The sequence below is a fragment of the Mucilaginibacter sp. A3364 genome, from assembly GCF_059690715.1.
In genome coordinates this window covers 1125384-1142037 of record NZ_JCAWED010000002.1, presented here as the reverse complement: position 1 = coordinate 1142037, position 16654 = coordinate 1125384, and the positions used below count along the sequence as shown (strand labels likewise).

At 43.2% G+C, this 16654-nt stretch carries 19 protein-coding genes; 8 read left to right on the top strand and 11 right to left on the bottom strand.

Annotation, left to right across the window (positions count from 1 at the left end):
* Window positions 1-56: 56 nt before the first annotated feature.
* Both AC59JT_RS17385 and AC59JT_RS17380 read right to left on the bottom strand, forming a co-directional pair.
* The gene (locus AC59JT_RS17385; protein ID WP_497401329.1) at window positions 57-968 is read right to left on the bottom strand and encodes an EamA family transporter; all 912 of its coding nucleotides are present in this window, start codon (window positions 966-968) and stop codon (window positions 57-59) included.
* Between the two features lie 129 nt (window positions 969-1097).
* On the bottom strand, window positions 1098-2510 hold the full coding sequence (locus tag AC59JT_RS17380) for a glycoside hydrolase family 125 protein (RefSeq protein ID WP_497401325.1): 1413 nt from the start codon (window positions 2508-2510) through the stop codon (window positions 1098-1100).
* A gap of 417 nt (window positions 2511-2927) precedes the next feature.
* Here AC59JT_RS17380 and AC59JT_RS17375 point away from each other — a divergent pair, with 417 nt between their 5' ends.
* The 3 genes from AC59JT_RS17375 to AC59JT_RS17365 are packed head-to-tail and all read left to right on the top strand — an operon-like array spanning window position 2928 to window position 5097.
* Window positions 2928-3863 (top strand): ring-cleaving dioxygenase, encoded by a 936-nt coding sequence (locus AC59JT_RS17375; protein ID WP_497401323.1) that lies wholly within the window; start codon window positions 2928-2930, stop codon window positions 3861-3863.
* Between the two features lie 5 nt (window positions 3864-3868).
* Window positions 3869-4495, top strand: a complete 627-nt coding sequence (locus tag AC59JT_RS17370; RefSeq protein WP_497401321.1) for an alpha/beta hydrolase — start codon at window positions 3869-3871, stop codon at window positions 4493-4495.
* 17 nt (window positions 4496-4512) lie between these two features.
* Window positions 4513-5097 (top strand): Crp/Fnr family transcriptional regulator, encoded by a 585-nt coding sequence (locus AC59JT_RS17365; RefSeq protein ID WP_497401318.1) that lies wholly within the window; start codon window positions 4513-4515, stop codon window positions 5095-5097.
* Window positions 5098-5100: 3 nt separating this feature from the next.
* On the opposite strand, the gene AC59JT_RS17360 is transcribed toward AC59JT_RS17365, so the two are convergent.
* The 5 genes from AC59JT_RS17360 to AC59JT_RS17340 form a co-directional block, all read right to left on the bottom strand.
* The gene (locus AC59JT_RS17360) at window positions 5101-6252 is read right to left on the bottom strand and encodes a hypothetical protein (protein ID WP_497401316.1); all 1152 of its coding nucleotides are present in this window, start codon (window positions 6250-6252) and stop codon (window positions 5101-5103) included.
* A gap of 10 nt (window positions 6253-6262) precedes the next feature.
* Complete coding sequence (locus tag AC59JT_RS17355) at window positions 6263-6619, bottom strand: hypothetical protein (RefSeq protein WP_497401314.1); 357 nt, start codon at window positions 6617-6619, stop codon at window positions 6263-6265.
* 141 nt (window positions 6620-6760) lie between these two features.
* On the bottom strand, window positions 6761-7189 hold the full coding sequence (locus AC59JT_RS17350; protein WP_497401312.1) for a DUF983 domain-containing protein: 429 nt from the start codon (window positions 7187-7189) through the stop codon (window positions 6761-6763).
* 2 nt (window positions 7190-7191) lie between these two features.
* Window positions 7192-8058: an AraC family transcriptional regulator gene (locus AC59JT_RS17345; RefSeq protein ID WP_497401310.1), complete on the bottom strand. Its 867-nt coding sequence runs from the start codon at window positions 8056-8058 to the stop codon at window positions 7192-7194.
* A 165-nt stretch (window positions 8059-8223) separates the two neighbouring features.
* Window positions 8224-9327, bottom strand: coding sequence for a PKD domain-containing protein (locus AC59JT_RS17340; RefSeq protein WP_497401307.1), 1104 nt, complete (start codon window positions 9325-9327; stop codon window positions 8224-8226).
* Between the two features lie 428 nt (window positions 9328-9755).
* Here AC59JT_RS17340 and AC59JT_RS17335 point away from each other — a divergent pair, with 428 nt between their 5' ends.
* The gene (locus tag AC59JT_RS17335) at window positions 9756-10781 is read left to right on the top strand and encodes a LacI family DNA-binding transcriptional regulator (RefSeq protein WP_497401305.1); all 1026 of its coding nucleotides are present in this window, start codon (window positions 9756-9758) and stop codon (window positions 10779-10781) included.
* Window positions 10782-10917: 136 nt separating this feature from the next.
* Here AC59JT_RS17335 and AC59JT_RS17330 read toward each other — a convergent pair whose 3' ends face one another.
* Complete coding sequence (locus AC59JT_RS17330) at window positions 10918-11997, bottom strand: alkaline phosphatase family protein (RefSeq protein ID WP_497401303.1); 1080 nt, start codon at window positions 11995-11997, stop codon at window positions 10918-10920.
* Between the two features lie 292 nt (window positions 11998-12289).
* Here AC59JT_RS17330 and AC59JT_RS17325 point away from each other — a divergent pair, with 292 nt between their 5' ends.
* The gene (locus tag AC59JT_RS17325; RefSeq protein WP_497401301.1) at window positions 12290-13384 is read left to right on the top strand and encodes an acyltransferase family protein; all 1095 of its coding nucleotides are present in this window, start codon (window positions 12290-12292) and stop codon (window positions 13382-13384) included.
* A 64-nt stretch (window positions 13385-13448) separates the two neighbouring features.
* Here AC59JT_RS17325 and AC59JT_RS17320 read toward each other — a convergent pair whose 3' ends face one another.
* The 3 genes from AC59JT_RS17320 to AC59JT_RS17310 all read right to left on the bottom strand — a co-directional run bounded on the left by AC59JT_RS17320 (window position 13449) and on the right by AC59JT_RS17310 (window position 15080).
* Window positions 13449-14003 (bottom strand): hypothetical protein, encoded by a 555-nt coding sequence (locus AC59JT_RS17320; protein ID WP_497401298.1) that lies wholly within the window; start codon window positions 14001-14003, stop codon window positions 13449-13451.
* Between the two features lie 78 nt (window positions 14004-14081).
* Entirely contained in the window at window positions 14082-14576 is a 495-nt protein-coding gene (locus tag AC59JT_RS17315) for a DUF4488 domain-containing protein (protein WP_497401295.1), read from the bottom strand.
* Window positions 14577-14636: 60 nt separating this feature from the next.
* The gene (locus tag AC59JT_RS17310) at window positions 14637-15080 is read right to left on the bottom strand and encodes a DUF4488 domain-containing protein (protein WP_497401293.1); all 444 of its coding nucleotides are present in this window, start codon (window positions 15078-15080) and stop codon (window positions 14637-14639) included.
* A 125-nt stretch (window positions 15081-15205) separates the two neighbouring features.
* Between AC59JT_RS17310 and AC59JT_RS17305 the strand changes: the two genes are divergently transcribed.
* The 3 genes from AC59JT_RS17305 (at window position 15206) to AC59JT_RS17295 (ending at window position 16590) form a co-directional block, all read left to right on the top strand.
* Complete coding sequence (locus AC59JT_RS17305) at window positions 15206-15553, top strand: carboxymuconolactone decarboxylase family protein (protein WP_497401291.1); 348 nt, start codon at window positions 15206-15208, stop codon at window positions 15551-15553.
* A gap of 72 nt (window positions 15554-15625) precedes the next feature.
* Window positions 15626-15988, top strand: coding sequence for a four helix bundle protein (locus tag AC59JT_RS17300; protein ID WP_497401289.1), 363 nt, complete (start codon window positions 15626-15628; stop codon window positions 15986-15988).
* Between the two features lie 26 nt (window positions 15989-16014).
* Window positions 16015-16590, top strand: a complete 576-nt coding sequence (locus tag AC59JT_RS17295; protein WP_497401287.1) for a DNA-3-methyladenine glycosylase I — start codon at window positions 16015-16017, stop codon at window positions 16588-16590.
* Window positions 16591-16654: the final 64 nt, after the last annotated feature.

Here is a 16654-nt window from a genome sequence, read left to right as displayed (position 1 = left end):
TATTCGGGATCATTTAAAAACTAAGAAGCAAAATATCACCAAAGTTTACGCTTCAATCAGATACACTCAACCTCGGCAGTTACAGGCTTTGGCTTAAAAATATAATGGGCATTAAATACCAGCACAGCTATAAATATGATACTGTATGCCAGGATTTGCAGGGCGCTTATTTGTTCGCGGTAGATAACATTAGCCAGCGCGAAACCGATAATAGGGTTAATGTTAAGCAACATACCCACAGTAGAAGAATTAAGCCCTTTTAACGCATATAAATTTAAAAACAGCGGAATAATGGTGAACAATACGGCTATCACTTCTATATAGGCCCAAAACTTAGTTTCGGTGGGGACCGGTCCCGCATAGCCCGGATAAAAGGCCAGCAATATGATTGATGATAGCGTGATATGCGCCGTAAGCAATATAAATTTATCAAACCCGGTGTTTTTTCGCTGACTAACCAAATAAGCCGCATATGTTGAGCCGATAATGATGCCGTAAACCATATCCATAATATCTGCATAGGATAGTAGCAGACAACCCAGCACGCTCAAAGCAACGGCGGTCCATTGAAACTTATTCAGTTTTTCCCGCAGGATGAAGAACGCCAGCAACGTAGTAATAATAGGGCAAACCAAATAGGCCAGCGAGGTGGCTTTTATACTAACATGGTTAAGCACGTAAATAAACGAGAACCAGTTGACGTTTAACAATACACTACCGCCTACGTTTAACAAAATCAGTTTACGTTTCCGCTGCGGAGGCAGGGCTTTAAACGTGGCTATGGTTTCACCCAAAACTTTGCGTTTAAACAGCGTGGTGATCAACAGCAACAATATCGCGCAGCTAAAGATGCGGTAAAATAAAATATCAACAGAACTATAGGCACTCAGTGGCTTAAGCACCAGGCTAAAAAAGCCCCAGGTGGCGTAAGCCCAAATAGCGGCTATGTAATATTTTGCATTCTTCATTGTGAGGGTATCGCGCTGGTAAGCTGGCAAATATCATAAAAACAGGGGGCTATAAAGCCACGCTATTGTCAAACACCAAAAGAGCCGCTCCTGGTGGGGAACGGCTCTTTCATTTTATCCGCGCGATGCTTATTTAAGCAATGCCGGTTTGTTTTTGTAAGTCTCCCATAAAAACTCGCCAAACAGCGTGTTGGCCCAGGCAAACCAAGGGCGGCTAAACTTCTTCGCGTCGTCCTTATGGAACGACTCGTGCATAAAGCCGGTGCCCGCGTTGCTATGTTTTAATATCGAGATACATTTTTTGATCTCGGCATCGTTGGTACTTGTTAAACCACGGATAATAACGCTCAGCGGCCAGATCTGGTCTTTACCCGCATGCGGACCACCAATACCTTCGCCTGCTTTACCAACATAGAAGAAAGGATTGCTACTGGTTGACAACAACATTTTACGCGTGTTTTGATAGATCGGGTCGCTTACCGGCATAGCGTTCAAGTAAGGTAAGCTCAGCAAGCTAGGCACGTTGGCATCGTCCATCAGGTTGTAGCTGCCGTAACCGTTTACTTCGTAAGCGTATACTTTACCGTAAGTTTTGTGGGTAACTACCGCGTTGGTTTTCAGGGCAGCATCAACCTCGTTAGCTAAAGCGGTTAACTGTGCAGCGAGGCCGGTGTCCTTAGTAATTTTGGTGATCATTTCTGACGCCTGGCGCAAACTTACTACCGCGAAGAAGTTAGCAGGAATCAGGTATAGATAAATTGTAGCATCATCACTCGGGCGGAAAGCCGAACAGATCAAACCGTTTGCTTTTACCGGGTAACCGTAACCATTCATCGGCACACCATCGGTAGCCCAGGCAGTTTTACGCTGAAAGCGATAAGGGCCCGCATTGGTTTTACGTTGTTGCTCTTTAAATGTTTTTAAAGTAAGTTCAATAGCGTCTTTCCATTTGCCATCAAACGGGCTGGTATCGCCCGTCAGTTTCCAGTAACGGTAAGCCAAACGGATGGGATAACAAAGCGAGTCGATCTCCCATTTACGTTCGTGCAGGCCGGGTTGCATTTTGGTATCATCCTTTGCCCACTCACCTACTTTGTTAGGGTCGTTGTAAAAAGCGTTGGCATAGGGGTCTTTCAACACGCATTTGGTTTGGTGGTTTATTACACCAACAACCAGTTTCTGCAGGTCTTTATCTTCTTTAACAAAGTGCAAATAAGGGTATACCTGCGCGCTGCTATCGCGCAGCCACATGGCATCAATATCACCGGTAATTACATAGGTATCAGGTTTACCGTCTTTCTCGGTATACTCAACTGTAGTATCCAAAGTATTTGGGAAACAGTTGTTAAATAACCATACCAGCTCTTTATCAGCCACGTTTTTGCTGAATTCGGCAATGGCTTTTTCAACCGATGCACTGGTAAAATTACGTTTGGTAACCCTTACAGTTGGATAACCCGCTTGCGCAAATGTAGGCAGTTTGCTTACCAGTACAGATGCACCCAGCAAACCGGTGTTTTTCAGGAAGTTTCTTCTTTGCATTGTTTGTTTTCTTTAATAATTGAAACCAGCAGGCCATTGCTCCGCAGCAAATTGAACATACCATAATCAGTCTATTTGTATAGACGATCTGTTTTTATAGTTAATGTATGGAGGCGTGCTTGGTTAGAAATAAATATCTCCCCCAATACTAAAAACTTTAAGCCATTTAAGCAAATTATATTTTAGGGGGTGATGGGACAACGCAGGGTCCTCTCTGAGACAGTGAACGAATGCGAGGCTGGCGGGAGACGCAAAATATTGCGTCTCTACAAATATAACCCAATGACTAATGACGCCGCAGGCAAATGACCAATGACCTAATGACAAATTCATTTCTTATCCTAGGTCAAGTTGCGGCGGCAAAAACCGTGGTACATTTGTTCATCATTTTAAACAATAATTAAAACGGAGCATATCATGAACGAACAAATAAAAGGCATTCACCACATCACCGCTATAGCAGGTAATGCCAAACGCAATCTTAATTTTTATACCAACACCCTGGGCCTTCACCTGGTTAAAAAAACCGTGAACTTTGACGACCCAAGTACATACCATTTATATTATGGCGATGCTGCCGGTTCTCCGGGTACTATATTAACTTTCTTCCCTTGGGAAGGTATCCAAACAGGCCGCCGTGGCGCACGCCAGGCTACCGAGATTGGTTACAGCGTACCACAGGGCAGTTTAGATTTTTGGTTAGATAGGTTGGATAAACACAACGTAACCTATAACAAACCAGCCGAAAAATTTGGCGAAGAGTATTTGACTTTGCTTGATCCGGATGGCTTGAAGCTAGAGTTAACCGTAGCTAAAAACGCTGATGATCGCGAAGCTTATACCACCAACGAGATCGGTGCAGAGCATGCTTTAAAAGGTTTCCATAATATCACCATCACCACCAATAAAATAGAGCCAACAGCTGCTATTTTAACCAATGTGTTTGGTTACAGATTATTGGAGCAGCACGTAAACCGTTACCGCTTTATAACCGACGCGGTTGATGTTGCCGCCATTGTTGACCTGGTAGAAGTTGCCGGCGAAATTGCCGGTCATGTTGCCGGTGGTTCTGTGCATCACGTTGCTTTCCGTGTAAGCGATGAAAAAACCTTGATGTATTACCGCGAAAAAATTGCCGCTTTAGGTTTGCATATCACCGAGAAAATAGACCGTAACTATTTCTACTCACTATACTTCCGCGAACCGGGCGGTGTATTGTTTGAGATAGCTACCGATAACCCCGGCTTTGCTGTTGACGAACCGGCCGACGAATTGGGCACTCACTTAATGTTGCCCGCCCAATACGAAAGCCGCCGTGCCGAAATTGAAAACAACTTGCCTAAATTGGACTAATGGTTATGTACACACATCAAAAACAAATATTAACAGCCGGCGTGCCATTAGCAACTGCTAAAAGCGCGCTGGTTGTTTTACATGGCCGTGGCAGTAATGCTAAAGACGGCCTTGGCTTAGCCTCTTATTTTAAACTGCCGGATGCTGCTATTATAGCGCCGCAAGCCACCAACAATAGCTGGTACCCTTACAGTTTTTTAGCGCCGCAGGCGGATAACGAACCCGCGCTGAGTTCGGCCATACAAGTTATTGGCGAAGCGGTTGAGGATATTTTAGCAGCAGGCATTAAGCCCGAAAACATATATTTTGCCGGCTTTTCGCAAGGGGCATGTTTAACGCTTGAATATATTACCCGCAATGCCCAACGTTACGGTGGTGCCGTAGCTCTAACCGGTGGACTGATAGGACAAGACCTAAACAAGGCCAACTACACCGGCAATTTTAATGGCACACCCATACTCATTACAACCGGCGATCCTGACCCGCATGTGCCTGTTACCCGGGTGCACGAGAGCGAGGCTATTATCGCAGGAATGGGTGCCGATGTTACGGTAAAAGTATATCCCGGCAGGCCACATACTATTGGTCGTAACGAAATTGACCTGGCCAACCAATTGGTGTTTGCGCGATAAAGCGTAATTTAGGGCTGATGCTAAACAACCTCATCATAAACAGCGTTGACCGCCACGTATATTTAACCGCCGATGAGCAGGCACATTTTATGGCCCTGCTGCAACCCAAAAGCTTTAAACGTAAGCAAATGGCATTGCAGCAGGGCCAAATTTGTAAACACTCTATTTTTGTTACTAAGGGATGTTTACGCGGATATACGATAGACCAAAATGGCTATGAGCATGTGCTTAATTTTGCCCCGGTAGGCTGGTGGGCTGCTGATATGTACAGCCTGTTATCGCAAAAGCCCGGCAACTTAAATATTGAGGCATTGGAAGATACCGAAGCCTGGCTGCTATCCAAAGTAAACCAGGAAAAACTATATCAGGATATCCCGAAGTTTGAACGCTTTTTCCGCATCATTACCGAAAACTCGCTGGTATCCTATCAGCAACGCTTAAATGACAATTTGAGCCTTACGGCCGAGGAGCGTTACCATAACTTTTGTGAGCGTTATCCAACCTTAATTAACTGTCTTCCCAAAAAACAGATCGCATCGTACATTGGCGTAACGCCGGAATTTTTTAGCAGGATGCAGCGTAAATTATTGAAAGCGAAATAGCGTTTATGATCCCGCCTTTTTCTTTTCGCCATTGGCAAATGATAGACTGAATCCTGGTGTAAATACCGCTTTTGCGCTGCCTTGCTTCGTTAATCCTAAACTAAAGTCAACCCACATGCCGCCAAAAAATGTTGTTTCAATACCTATAGCTGCCCGATAGCCTGCAGATTGCGCGCTTGAAAAACTACCATTACATTCTATAAAACCTTTGGTATCGTTCGACCCATAATACGCACGCGAACCGATGTTTAGCGTACGCAAACTCAGTTTGGAGTTCAGTGTATCTTTTATTTGCCCGGTTAAGCCAATAAGTAACTGGCCCTTTTGCCCAAACAACGGCAAGCCATAGGATGTCCACAAGCCTAGCTTTGAGGCCGGCTGGATACTGCTTATCAACGAGTCTTTAGAATTGAATAACGACGCGACGCCCAGATCCCAAACAGGCTTATTCCACGATGCTTTTTTCACGCTGTCGCGAATCTCGGAAATACGGTTAACATCGAACGATCTGGCAATAACATCATTTATCGCTTTTTCAACCTCCTTGTGTCGCGCATCTTTCAGGTCGCTGTAGGCGTTGGTTATCATTTCCTGGTATTGTATATAATTAAGCTGGGTTGTTTTGTCTTTGGCTAAAAATTCGCGGGTAACCTGCTTCACAGCTTTAACATAGGCGGTGTTGGCGCTTTGGCCAAACTCGTTAAATTTGGCTATAAGTGTATCGCTGGCGCGTAGGTCCTGCTTATCCACCAATTTAATTTTAAAGCCAATGCCAATGGCGTAGCTTTTATCCTTATTAACTTTTGTACCTACCGAAAGTGCCGATGTATACCAAAAGCGGTTCTTCTTAAAATCGGCCAAACTCATGCGTGGGTTAAACAGTGCCGGCGATATCTCCACAGCCATATTCTGTGGGATAGTTCCGCCATCGTTTATAAAATGATTACCTATAGATAAGGCGATATCACGCGTAGCGGTAGGCCGCATAATATTGCTGGCACTTGTACCCAGCGCCTTAAACGCAGGCGACTCAGGCACCGCATAATTTAACGTTCCCCAACCGGCCTGTATAGTGTTTTCGGCACTGTTTACCTGCGCAAAGCTGCATTGCACGCCCAAGGCAGCGCACCATAATAAAACTGCTATTTTTTTCATGAGCGTACGGTTAAACAAAATGAGCGTAAGTGGTTTTGTTTACAGTAGTGGCGGTAGACGTGCCACTGCATACCTGGATGGTGGGCTTTACCGCGTTGTTTTGCTTTGCCGTAGCTGTGGCGTTAAAATTATTACCTGCTCCGTTAGGGTCGATAACCGTCCAATAAATATTTAAATACCGGTTGATCAATGCAGAGCCGGGGCCCAGGTCAAATTTCTTTTTACCGTCCCAGCGGCCCTGGTCTGTAAACTTTACATTTCCGTCCTGGTCGGTTACTTCTACCGTATAAAAAAATTGCTGCGGGGTCTGAAACTCCATCTCCAATAGTACCGGGATGGCGGTTGCATCTATGTTAATTGTAGTCATTTTGTGATAAGGCTCGTCTAAAAACAAACTAATATACTGATAATGAACAATTAACTCATAAATCTATGTATTATTAAACCGCAATAAAATAAAAAAGCCACCCTATAAAAAAGGATGGCCGGGTATAAGCCACAGGTAGTTTTAACCAATCTTTTTATAATCTGCCGCCGAACGGGCCGGGTCATAATGGATACCCGGAGTTAGCCAATACAACAACACGACCCTTGAGTATCTAAAGTTAAATGGAGAAAATATCACCGCCGATGCCAGCAGCACGCCGACATATATCCATGGATTTTCGCTACCGCTTAATATATAAATAGCTACGGCCAGCGTTACCATTTGAGCCACATTAAATGCGTAGCTTACAAACATGGCCACATAAAAATAGCCTGGCTCAATTTCAAACTTAAAACCGCAATGCGGGCAGGTTTCGTTCATTTTTTGTGACGACAGGCCGTACATGTTATTGGCAAACATATTGCCTACACGGCATTTTGGGCATTTGGCCTGTGTGGCTGCGCTAAGGGCTGATAACGGTGGCATATGATCTTTAACTAAGGTATACATAACTAGTTTTGATTTTTTCTGAATTCTTCGGGTGTTAAGCCGGCTTGCTTTTTAAAGAATTTGGTGAAGTAGGAATTATCTACAAAATTCAATTCGTTAGCAATTTCTGTGATACTAAGGTCCTGGTTAATGAGCAGTCGCTTAGCTTCAAGCGCCACCCTATTACGGATTACCTCACCTGCCGATATGCCCAGCACATCGTTACACAACGCGTTTAAATGGTTAGGGGTAATGTATAATAGCTCGGCATACTGCTTAGGCAGTTTAATAAGCTTGTAGTTTTGCTCTATTAGTTTCTGGAAGTTACGCAGTAAGGTATAATTGTATGATGGTAATGCCGTATGTATACCATCCATATTTAAGCGGCCCACTTCAATAAATACCTGCAGTAGCAAGGCGCGGGTCATATCGTCCTGCAAAGGCTGCGGTGTTTCCGTCTCTGCTATCAAAGCTTCAAAAAGGTTTATCAGTAGTTGCTGTTTCCCTTCGGGGATGTCATATACCGAATCTTTAACCACGCCCGCAAAAAAAGCGAACTCATCCACATAATTAGCCTTCAATAAAAATGATTGAAAAAAAGGCACAGAAAAGTTAACAATGTAGCCATCCACATCACCCTCAAAGGCCCAGTTGTGTACCTGGCCCGGTATCATGAAATAAATTTGGAAGGGCTTAACGGGCACCTGCTCAAAATCGATAGTTTGCGAGCCGCCGCCTTTGGTAAAAAATACCAGGTGATAAAACGAGTGTTTGTGTGCCTTATGTAGGTTATGGTGGGTTTTTAGGTATGGCGAAAACCGGTTCACCAAAATATCCTGCCGCTTTTCGGTAAGGCTGCAAATATCATAAATGGGGATGCCTGTTTTCATACCCCAAAGTTAAGTGCTAATTACCAGCTTCAATGGTGCTATTTCACCAACCTATGGTAATTTTTACTGATTTGCACCAATCGGTAAAAATTACAAATAAAAAAAGGCCCGACTGCCTCCCACAGCCGGACCCAAGTGATCATACTATAAGTATGAAACGCTCTTTTAGTTAAATAACCTAAAATCGTTGGTTTGCAGGGCCGCGTCTCCCCAGTTTGCTGTAATAGCCCAACGGTACTGTAAAAATGGCTTCGGATTAGCTACGCCATAGTAAAACAATTTTTTAAAGCGATCCGCATCTTTGGTAGCGCCTAAAGCCGTCATTTGGTCATAAAAATTCTTAGTCATGGTACGGCTATCTAAAGTCTCCCATACAATTCCATCGTTTGAACCCTCCAAACGCCATGATTTTGGATCGCGTGCCGGTAAATCGTTCGAGTTGCTTATGGCGTATAGCCTAACTGTTTTAGGTGTATCGTAGATCAGCGTAATTAATAATGGATAGTTAAATAAACGGCCATCCTTACCACCCATGGTAAACTTGGTTTCCACATTATTGTCTAACACGTTTGGCGAACTTTCGGCAAGGTTTAAGCTATTATCGGCAGATACGGTATACCTGGCCCTGGCCTGGGTAATATCCTTTACTGCACCCTCTGTTGTAAAATTGTTAGCACTTACACTTACTACCGATCCGCTGGTGGTAGTTACCTGGGCAGTAACCAGGTTAAATGATCCGGGCACATACTCGCGCACAGGATTGGCCAATGTACTGGTAACAGCCGGCGAAACATCACCAAAAGTCCACACAACAGAAGCTATAGGCGCTTTAGCTGTTACACCAAATTTAATCTGGTTAGCTACTCCTGTTTTCTCGGCCGAAATCTTAACCACGCTATCCGGAACAATTGCTATATCATAAAACCTCCTGGAAATATTTCCGGTTTCCGAAACAACTCTCAGATCCACCGTATACTTACCCGGCTTGGCATAAATATGTACTGGGTTGGTTTCGGTGGTCAAGGTATCGTCGCCAAATCGCCATTCCAGCTTTTTATATTTTGACGACTGATTCGTAAACGTAAACTTAAACGCATCATTCGCATCTTTCGCAACGTCAAACTTAGCAAGTGCGTTTATTGGTGTTGGTATAACCGACACCTCATCGATTGTTTTTTTGCATGATGCCATAAGCACGCAGCAAAGCAATATGGCTATGGGTTTTACCGCGTGGCGCATATTGGTAATGTTTAATACTATAGTTCTCATAATTTAATTTTTATTAGGCTTGGTTTAAAAAATTTAGGCAAAGGTTTTCCATTCACGCTTTTTAGGGCTATGTTAACATAGGCTGCTAAAGGCCTACCGGTTACTAAAAACTATTTTGGCAAAGCAAAAAAGTGTGGCGTAGCACGTGGTTTAACACAGGTTTTCATAGTTTATTAAATGGTTGTTATTAACAGGTTTCGGTTAATTGGTTAGGCTATATTAGTTGTTTTTAAACCAATGCGTTAACAAATAGTTAAAAAAATTGCGCAAACGTTGCCAAAATTTAACGCAATCGATACCGGAAATTTCCGCAATCGTTGTAGCATTTTTAGCCGGGGCCTTTTTGAGTTACTCCTGTTAATTAAATGTATAATTGCTTTTATAAAGCCGTTAAGGAGCCTTGTTTAACCTTCATCATCTCCTGTAAAATGTATAAACCAGCTACCATAAAAGATATTGCACTGGCGCTCGGTCTGTCACCCTCGACGGTATCAAGGGCCTTGCGTGATAGTTACGAGATAAGCACCAAAACCAAACAATTGGTGGTTGAATATGCCAACCAGGTTAACTATCGCTCAAACCCTATTGCCCTGAGTTTGCGTAACAAGCGCAGCTACTCCATAGGCATTGTGGTGCCCGAGGTTGCTAACAGCTTTTTTTCACAGGTTATAGCGGGTATCGAATCTATTGCATATGATAAAGGTTATCATACTATTATTACACAAACTTATGATACGCCTGAACGCGAACTGATCAACGTTAACCATTTGGCCAACAGATCTGTTGATGGTTTATTGATATCCATGTCATCGGCCACCAGTGATTACGAGTTCATTAAAAAACTGCATGACGAAGGGCTGCCTATCGTTTTTTTTGACAGCATTGTTGATGAGATAGAAACATTTAAAGTAACATCCGACAATTTTAGCGGCGCCTACAATGCTACCGAAGCTTTGATAAAAGCCGGCCGCAGAAAAATCGCTTTCCTGGCTAATGCGGCTAAACTATCAACCACGAATAAACGGGTTGAGGGTTACATGAAAGCCTTACAGGATAACGGCCTGACTTTTACCCCTGAGTTACTACAACCATGCAGCCTTGGCGGCCACGACTACCAGGAAATTGAACAAGTAATTAAAGACCTGCTGGCCATGCCCGAAAAACCCGACGCTCTGTTCGTCAGCAGCGACCGGATTAGCATTAAGTGCATCAGGGCTTTGAAGAAACTGAAGGTTGAACCTGCTGAGATCATCGTGGCCGGTTTTTCTAACTCCGATGTGGTTGACCTGCTGGTACCTCAAATTGCTTACGTGCGCCAAAAGGCTTTTGATATGGGCCAGATAGCGGTTGAGATGCTATTGAAACTGATTGAAAGTAAATACCCCATTACCGAATTTGAGACCCGCGTACTTGATACCGAACTTTACGGAATCGGCGGCGAAAGATTGAAATAAAAACCTCATCAGCAGAGGCGCAGTGTAGCGCCGTATGCGTAGCACGCTACACCGCTACACCTGCTGTAGCATGCGCTACACCCCAAAATGTAGTGTTTCGATTTATGAAACGGCTGAAAAAGCTAAAGCAAATTACCTAATCAAACATCTCTGTCATTACCCGGCCTTTACTGTAGGAGGTATTAAAGTTAAGCAGTTTGCCTACGGTTTTGCTAATGTCTGTCAGCTCATAAGGCATGCCTACGTTGGTGTACTTTTTAAAATCGGGACCAATGGCGAAGAACTGGATGCGTTTGCAACCTTCGCAGCTACAGCCATGGTCAACAAAACCGTTTAAGATACCGTTACTGTGCCTGCCGTGATCATTGGTTACTATCAGCGTTGTTTTACCTTTATACTCCGGGTCGTTTTGTATCAGGTCGTACAAGTCGCGCACATACTGGTCTGTTGTTTGAATGCCTTTAATGTATTGATCCCACAGGTTACTGTGCGCGTAATAGTCGGGGTCTTTAAAGTTTACCAGCATCAGGTTGGGGTGGTGTGCCGCGATGATGCTTTTGGTGCGCTCCATGGTAATGCTATCGGCACGGTAGCCGCTGTACATACCACTTGGCCCGCAATCAGTACGAGGCATGTATTTGTTGTGCCAGCCATCGGCGCTGCTGTTAGCTAATATTTCCAGTTTACCCTTTGATGTTACTATCCAGGCTTTCTCGGCAGGTTTACCGCTGCTTTTTAAATACTCCTGGAAAATAGATGGTGTTTCGGGTATGTTATCGCCAAAATTGTCAATGTTTTCGTACACACCGGTAGTTATAGCCAGGTGACCCGGATCTGTAAGCGTAGAACCATTGTTATAAAATCGGTGCGCCACTACAGCCTGGCCCAACAGGTTTGACTGCTGCGGAATGTATTGACGAGTATTATCGCCCCAGGTTTCGCTAAAGCGCGGGCCGTCAATAACTACAATAATCACATGTTCTGTTTTGCAGCACACCGTTGTTGGCGTGATAGGTGTAACGGGTGTAGCCGGTACGGTAGGCGTAGTGGTGTTGCCTGATGATTGCGTCTCGTTAGTTTCTTTTTTCTCGGCCTGTGTAGATGCAGATTGCTGTGTATCAGCAACGCGCGGCGTTTCAATAACCTTTGAGCAGGCCATTAAACAGCACATTGCGGCAATTGCCACAGCAAATACAAACAAGTTTAAATTACGCATATTAGGTTCGCATTGGTTTGTATATACAAACACAAATCAAATACCAATGTAACGAAAAAGATACAGCTTCCAAATTTTTGCTATAATTTTTTAACAAAAATTTAAAATGGAGGAAATCCGGTCCTTTACTTACTTATTCACAGGGTCATAAATCCCTCAATATGGGTATTTTGTTACCGCACCTTAAGCCTTATCCGCCCATAAAGCGGGCCTGTAGCATGCACATACATATGTTTTGCGGGGAGGCTAAGTTTGCAAATATTTACTATCATTACGCTTCAATAAAAAACCTATGTCATCAACACCTGTAAGCAGTAACGTTTTAAAAAGCAAGCACCATTATGAAATACTGGATGGCCTGCGCGGCGTTGCAGCCATATCTGTAGTGATATTTCACTTTATGGAAATAGTGCAACCCGATTATGAAAAAAACTTTTTCGGGCACACCTACCTGGCGGTCGATTTCTTTTTTTGCCTGTCGGGATTCGTTATCGCCTACGCCTATGATACCCGTTTAGGGCAAATGGGTATAGCCAACTTTATTAAATTACGACTGATACGCCTGCACCCGCTGGTTATTGTAGGATCGATAATAGGTATACTCAGTTTTGTTTACGACCCGATGGCCGATCTCTATCAAAAATACGGCGTTAAAGAAGCTATCGTGATGTTTTTTACCTCGTGCCTGATGATACCGTACCCAAAGGTGCCCGAGCGTTATTATAACCTTTTCCATTTAAACCCGCCTACATGGTCGTTAATGTGGGAGTACGTAGCCAATATTGTTTACGCGTTTGTATTGGTTAAAATAAAGAACAAGCTGTTATGGGCGCTGGTTGTTATTGCAGCAGCCTGTTTGTGGTACGAAGCAAAAAGAGCCGGCCACCTCATGAATGGCTGGGGCCTTAATGATATTATGGGCGGTGGTGCGAGAGTATTCTTTTCGTTCCTGGCGGGGATATTGGTTTACCGCAGCAACTTCATCATTCGCAACAAACTGGGTTTTATAGGGCTGGCCATATTAACATTCGCGGTTTTTGTATCGCCATTTAGTAAACAATGGGGCTGGATAGAAGATCCGCTGATTGTGATCATTTATCTGCCATTGCTGGTAGCCCTGGGTGCCGGTGCGCAAATAAGCAGCGGCTTGAAAAATATCTGCAAGTTTTCGGGCGATATATCGTACCCGCTTTACATGGTACATTACCCTTTTATATGGTTGTTTATGAGCTATCTTACCAAATACAAACCTTCAAACAGTGAATTGGCTGTGGTAATACCGGTAACAACCGTTTTGCTCATTGCATTTGCTTATTTGATATTGAAATTTGTTGATGCGCCTATACGCAAGTATTTCAGGAGGAAGATGAACAAGGAATTGGTATAATTTGGGTAGAACCATCGTTGGTCCGGATTAATTAAAAGCTGCGCAAATTGCGCAGCTTTTAATCTTACTCTATTAATCGCCCTTGGCTATCTACCTTATAGGTATAACCCTCAAAATCAATAGCTGTAATTGTATCGCTTTCAATTTTTAATATCGATTCGCCCTCCAGATTCACAAATATATCGCGGCCGCTAAACTGCCATTCTATATCTCCCGCAGGTGTTAGCCTGGATATATCTGATTCGCCGTGGCTGATGATATCCTCGCCAAAATCATATAAACCAAAACAGGTAGCAAAATCTACCTCTTTCTTCCATCGCAGTTTAAGCGATGGCAGCTCAAGAGCATAAACACTATCGCCACAGGCAATAAACAAACTATCTGATTTAATCAGATACGACTTTTGGTGGATAGTGGTAGCTCCCCCGTTTCCAAATAGTATCGCGCTGCATACTTCGATACCTTGCTCACTTACAACAATACCGTGTTTACACGGATGCTGGTAGGCCCTATCCTCAAAATATTCAAATCTATAGGCGTTCACATTATCTGCCGAACCCGGCGTATATTCATTATCGTTAAATAATGTAACGGTGTAGTTTAGGTATTGAACAGTCATCGAATTTATAGGTGAAACTAATTTAAACAAAAAAGAGACGCAAAATTATTGCGTCTCTAAATTCATCGTATGGTTTCTTTACAATTTACGCCAAACCTCGGTGTAAACCAAGCCGTTACCGTCCTGGCGTTTTACCTCGCCGCTAATGGTTAGCCTGGTGCCATCTTCATTAAAAGCATATTTAAGATGATAAACCTGGCCCGGGGCAACATAAACCATATCGGGTTTGGCCGAAGTTATAAATTCGGTGTACTGCTGCTTACCATCTATTTTATAAGTGCCTCCATGAGTAGTACGGGTTTCGCCACGGTTTACCTGCACGTGGGTAAAAGTGCCATCGCCGCCAAATATTTTTAATACACCTGCCGATGCGCCATTTTGCTCAGTAGCATTAGCACCGTCTGTCGCCAGTTCCCATACACCAACAAAGGCATTGCTTGCACGTGGCGCAGGTGCCATCGTTTTGACTGGTGCTAAAACTGCAGTACGTTTACCACGTTGTTGTGCCGATGCACTTATGCTTAATAAGCTTACACTTAAAATTAAAAGACCGGTTTTTAAGTTCATTTTCATAATTGATACGTTGTAAAGGTTTAGAATTTTTTTGTTGAAATATTGCATCACCAACAGGGCTTATAATCTATGTAATACCTCGGTATAGTTAAGACCCGGCTGTCCGTACTTGCCTTTTACCCAACCGGTAAGCGTTACCGTTTTATTATCATCGCTAAATATGTAATTGATTTGATAGGTTTGGCCGGCAAGGGAATACTGGCTATCGGCAATGGCATTATCAATGATCTCGGTATATTGCTGTTTGCTATCTACCATAAACTTGCCGCTATGGGTTTTAACAGTACCGTTAGGTGTAACTTGCAAATTGGCAAATGTATTATCGCCGCTAAAAATTTTTAATAGGCCTGGTGCATTGTTATACTCCCATATACCCACCAAAGCGGTGGCAGTAGCCTTAGCCTTTTTACCGGCGCGTACTTTTTTACCGCGTTGTGCCGATGCGTTTAAGCTAAATACAGTAACTGTAAAAATTAAAAGAATGGTTTTTAGGTTGATGTTCATAATTGGTTTAGTTTGAAAGGTTATAACCAAATATAACAGAATTTATAATTCAAACTATCATTACGCCTTACTGACTATCATTAAAAAACACTTTCATACCTTTAACACGCTTAACAAAAAATCCCATGGGACAACTAAAAGATGATTTTGAATCCTATCGTACCAAAATGAACGACAGGATAATGGAAACGGCCAATACCAATATTAAACGTTTCTTTGCGCTGGATACCACCACCTATGCCGACGGCGCTTTGGATGTAAAAACCAAAGAAATGCTGGGCCTGGTAGCATCAATGGTGCTACGTTGCGATGACTGCATAAAATACCACCTGGGCAAATGCCACGAAGCCGGCGTAAAGCACGATGAAATGAACGAGGTGTTTATGATAGCTAACCTTGTTGGCGGAAGTATAGTTATCCCGCATTACAGAAGAGCGGTAGAATACTGGGACGAATTGAATTTGGAGTCTTAAGTCCGGAGTTCTTAGTCTTAAGTCTTTTTTTTTGGATATAAAAGTCGATTTTAGAGCTTTATCTTAAACCCGATGAGTTCATTCAGAGACCTAATTGCCTATAAAAAAGCTTTCGCACTATCGATGGAAATATTCTTTTTGACTAAAAAATTTCCAAAAGAAGAGACTTACAGTCTTATTGATCAAATTCGTCGCTCATCGAGATCGGGCTTTGCGTGCATCGCTGAAGCTTATAAAAAACGCAAGTATCCTAATCATTTTGTAAGTAAACTAACTGATGCCGACATGGAAATTGGCGAGACTCAGGCATGGCTAGACGCATCTCTTGCATGTGAATATATCAGTAGCGAAAAGTTTGCTGAACTTAATCAACAAGCCGAAGAAGTAACACGTCTTCTAAACTATATGATTAACAACCCTGAAAAATTTAAATAATATTACTAACTGACTTAAGACTAAAAATGACTCAAGACTCAAGACTTAAGACTCCCGACTTAAAACGCTGTCGCTGGTGCGGAAACGATCCGCTATACATGGAATACCATGATACCGAATGGGGCAAAATCACGCATGATGACAAAGTGCTATTTGAATTTTTAATACTCGAAGCAGCGCAGGCAGGCCTGAGCTGGATCACCATATTAAAGCGTCGCGAGGGCTACCGTAATGCTTTTGCCAATTTCGACGTGCATAAGGTGGCGGCTTTTACCGAGGCCGACCAGGAACGCCTGATGCAGGATACGGGAATTATCCGCAATCGCCTAAAAATAAAAGCAGCTATTAAAAGCGCCAATCTGTTTTTAAAGGTGCAGGAGGAGTTTGGATCATTCAATAACTATCTGTATGGTTTTATGCCGGATGGCAAACCCTTAATGAACAACTCTGGCTCAACACCGGTAACCACCGAAATATCTGACGCCATAGCCAAAGACATGAAAAAAAGAGGCTTCACCTTTTTTGGCAGCGTGATATGTTATGCCTTTATGCAGGCGGTGGGTATGGTGAATGATCATGTGCCGGGATGCTCGTTTAAATAAACGTGGTGAACTCATCTCCATAGGAGTCCTTCGGAGGGTGAGTAATCGCCGCCAATGCAAAAAT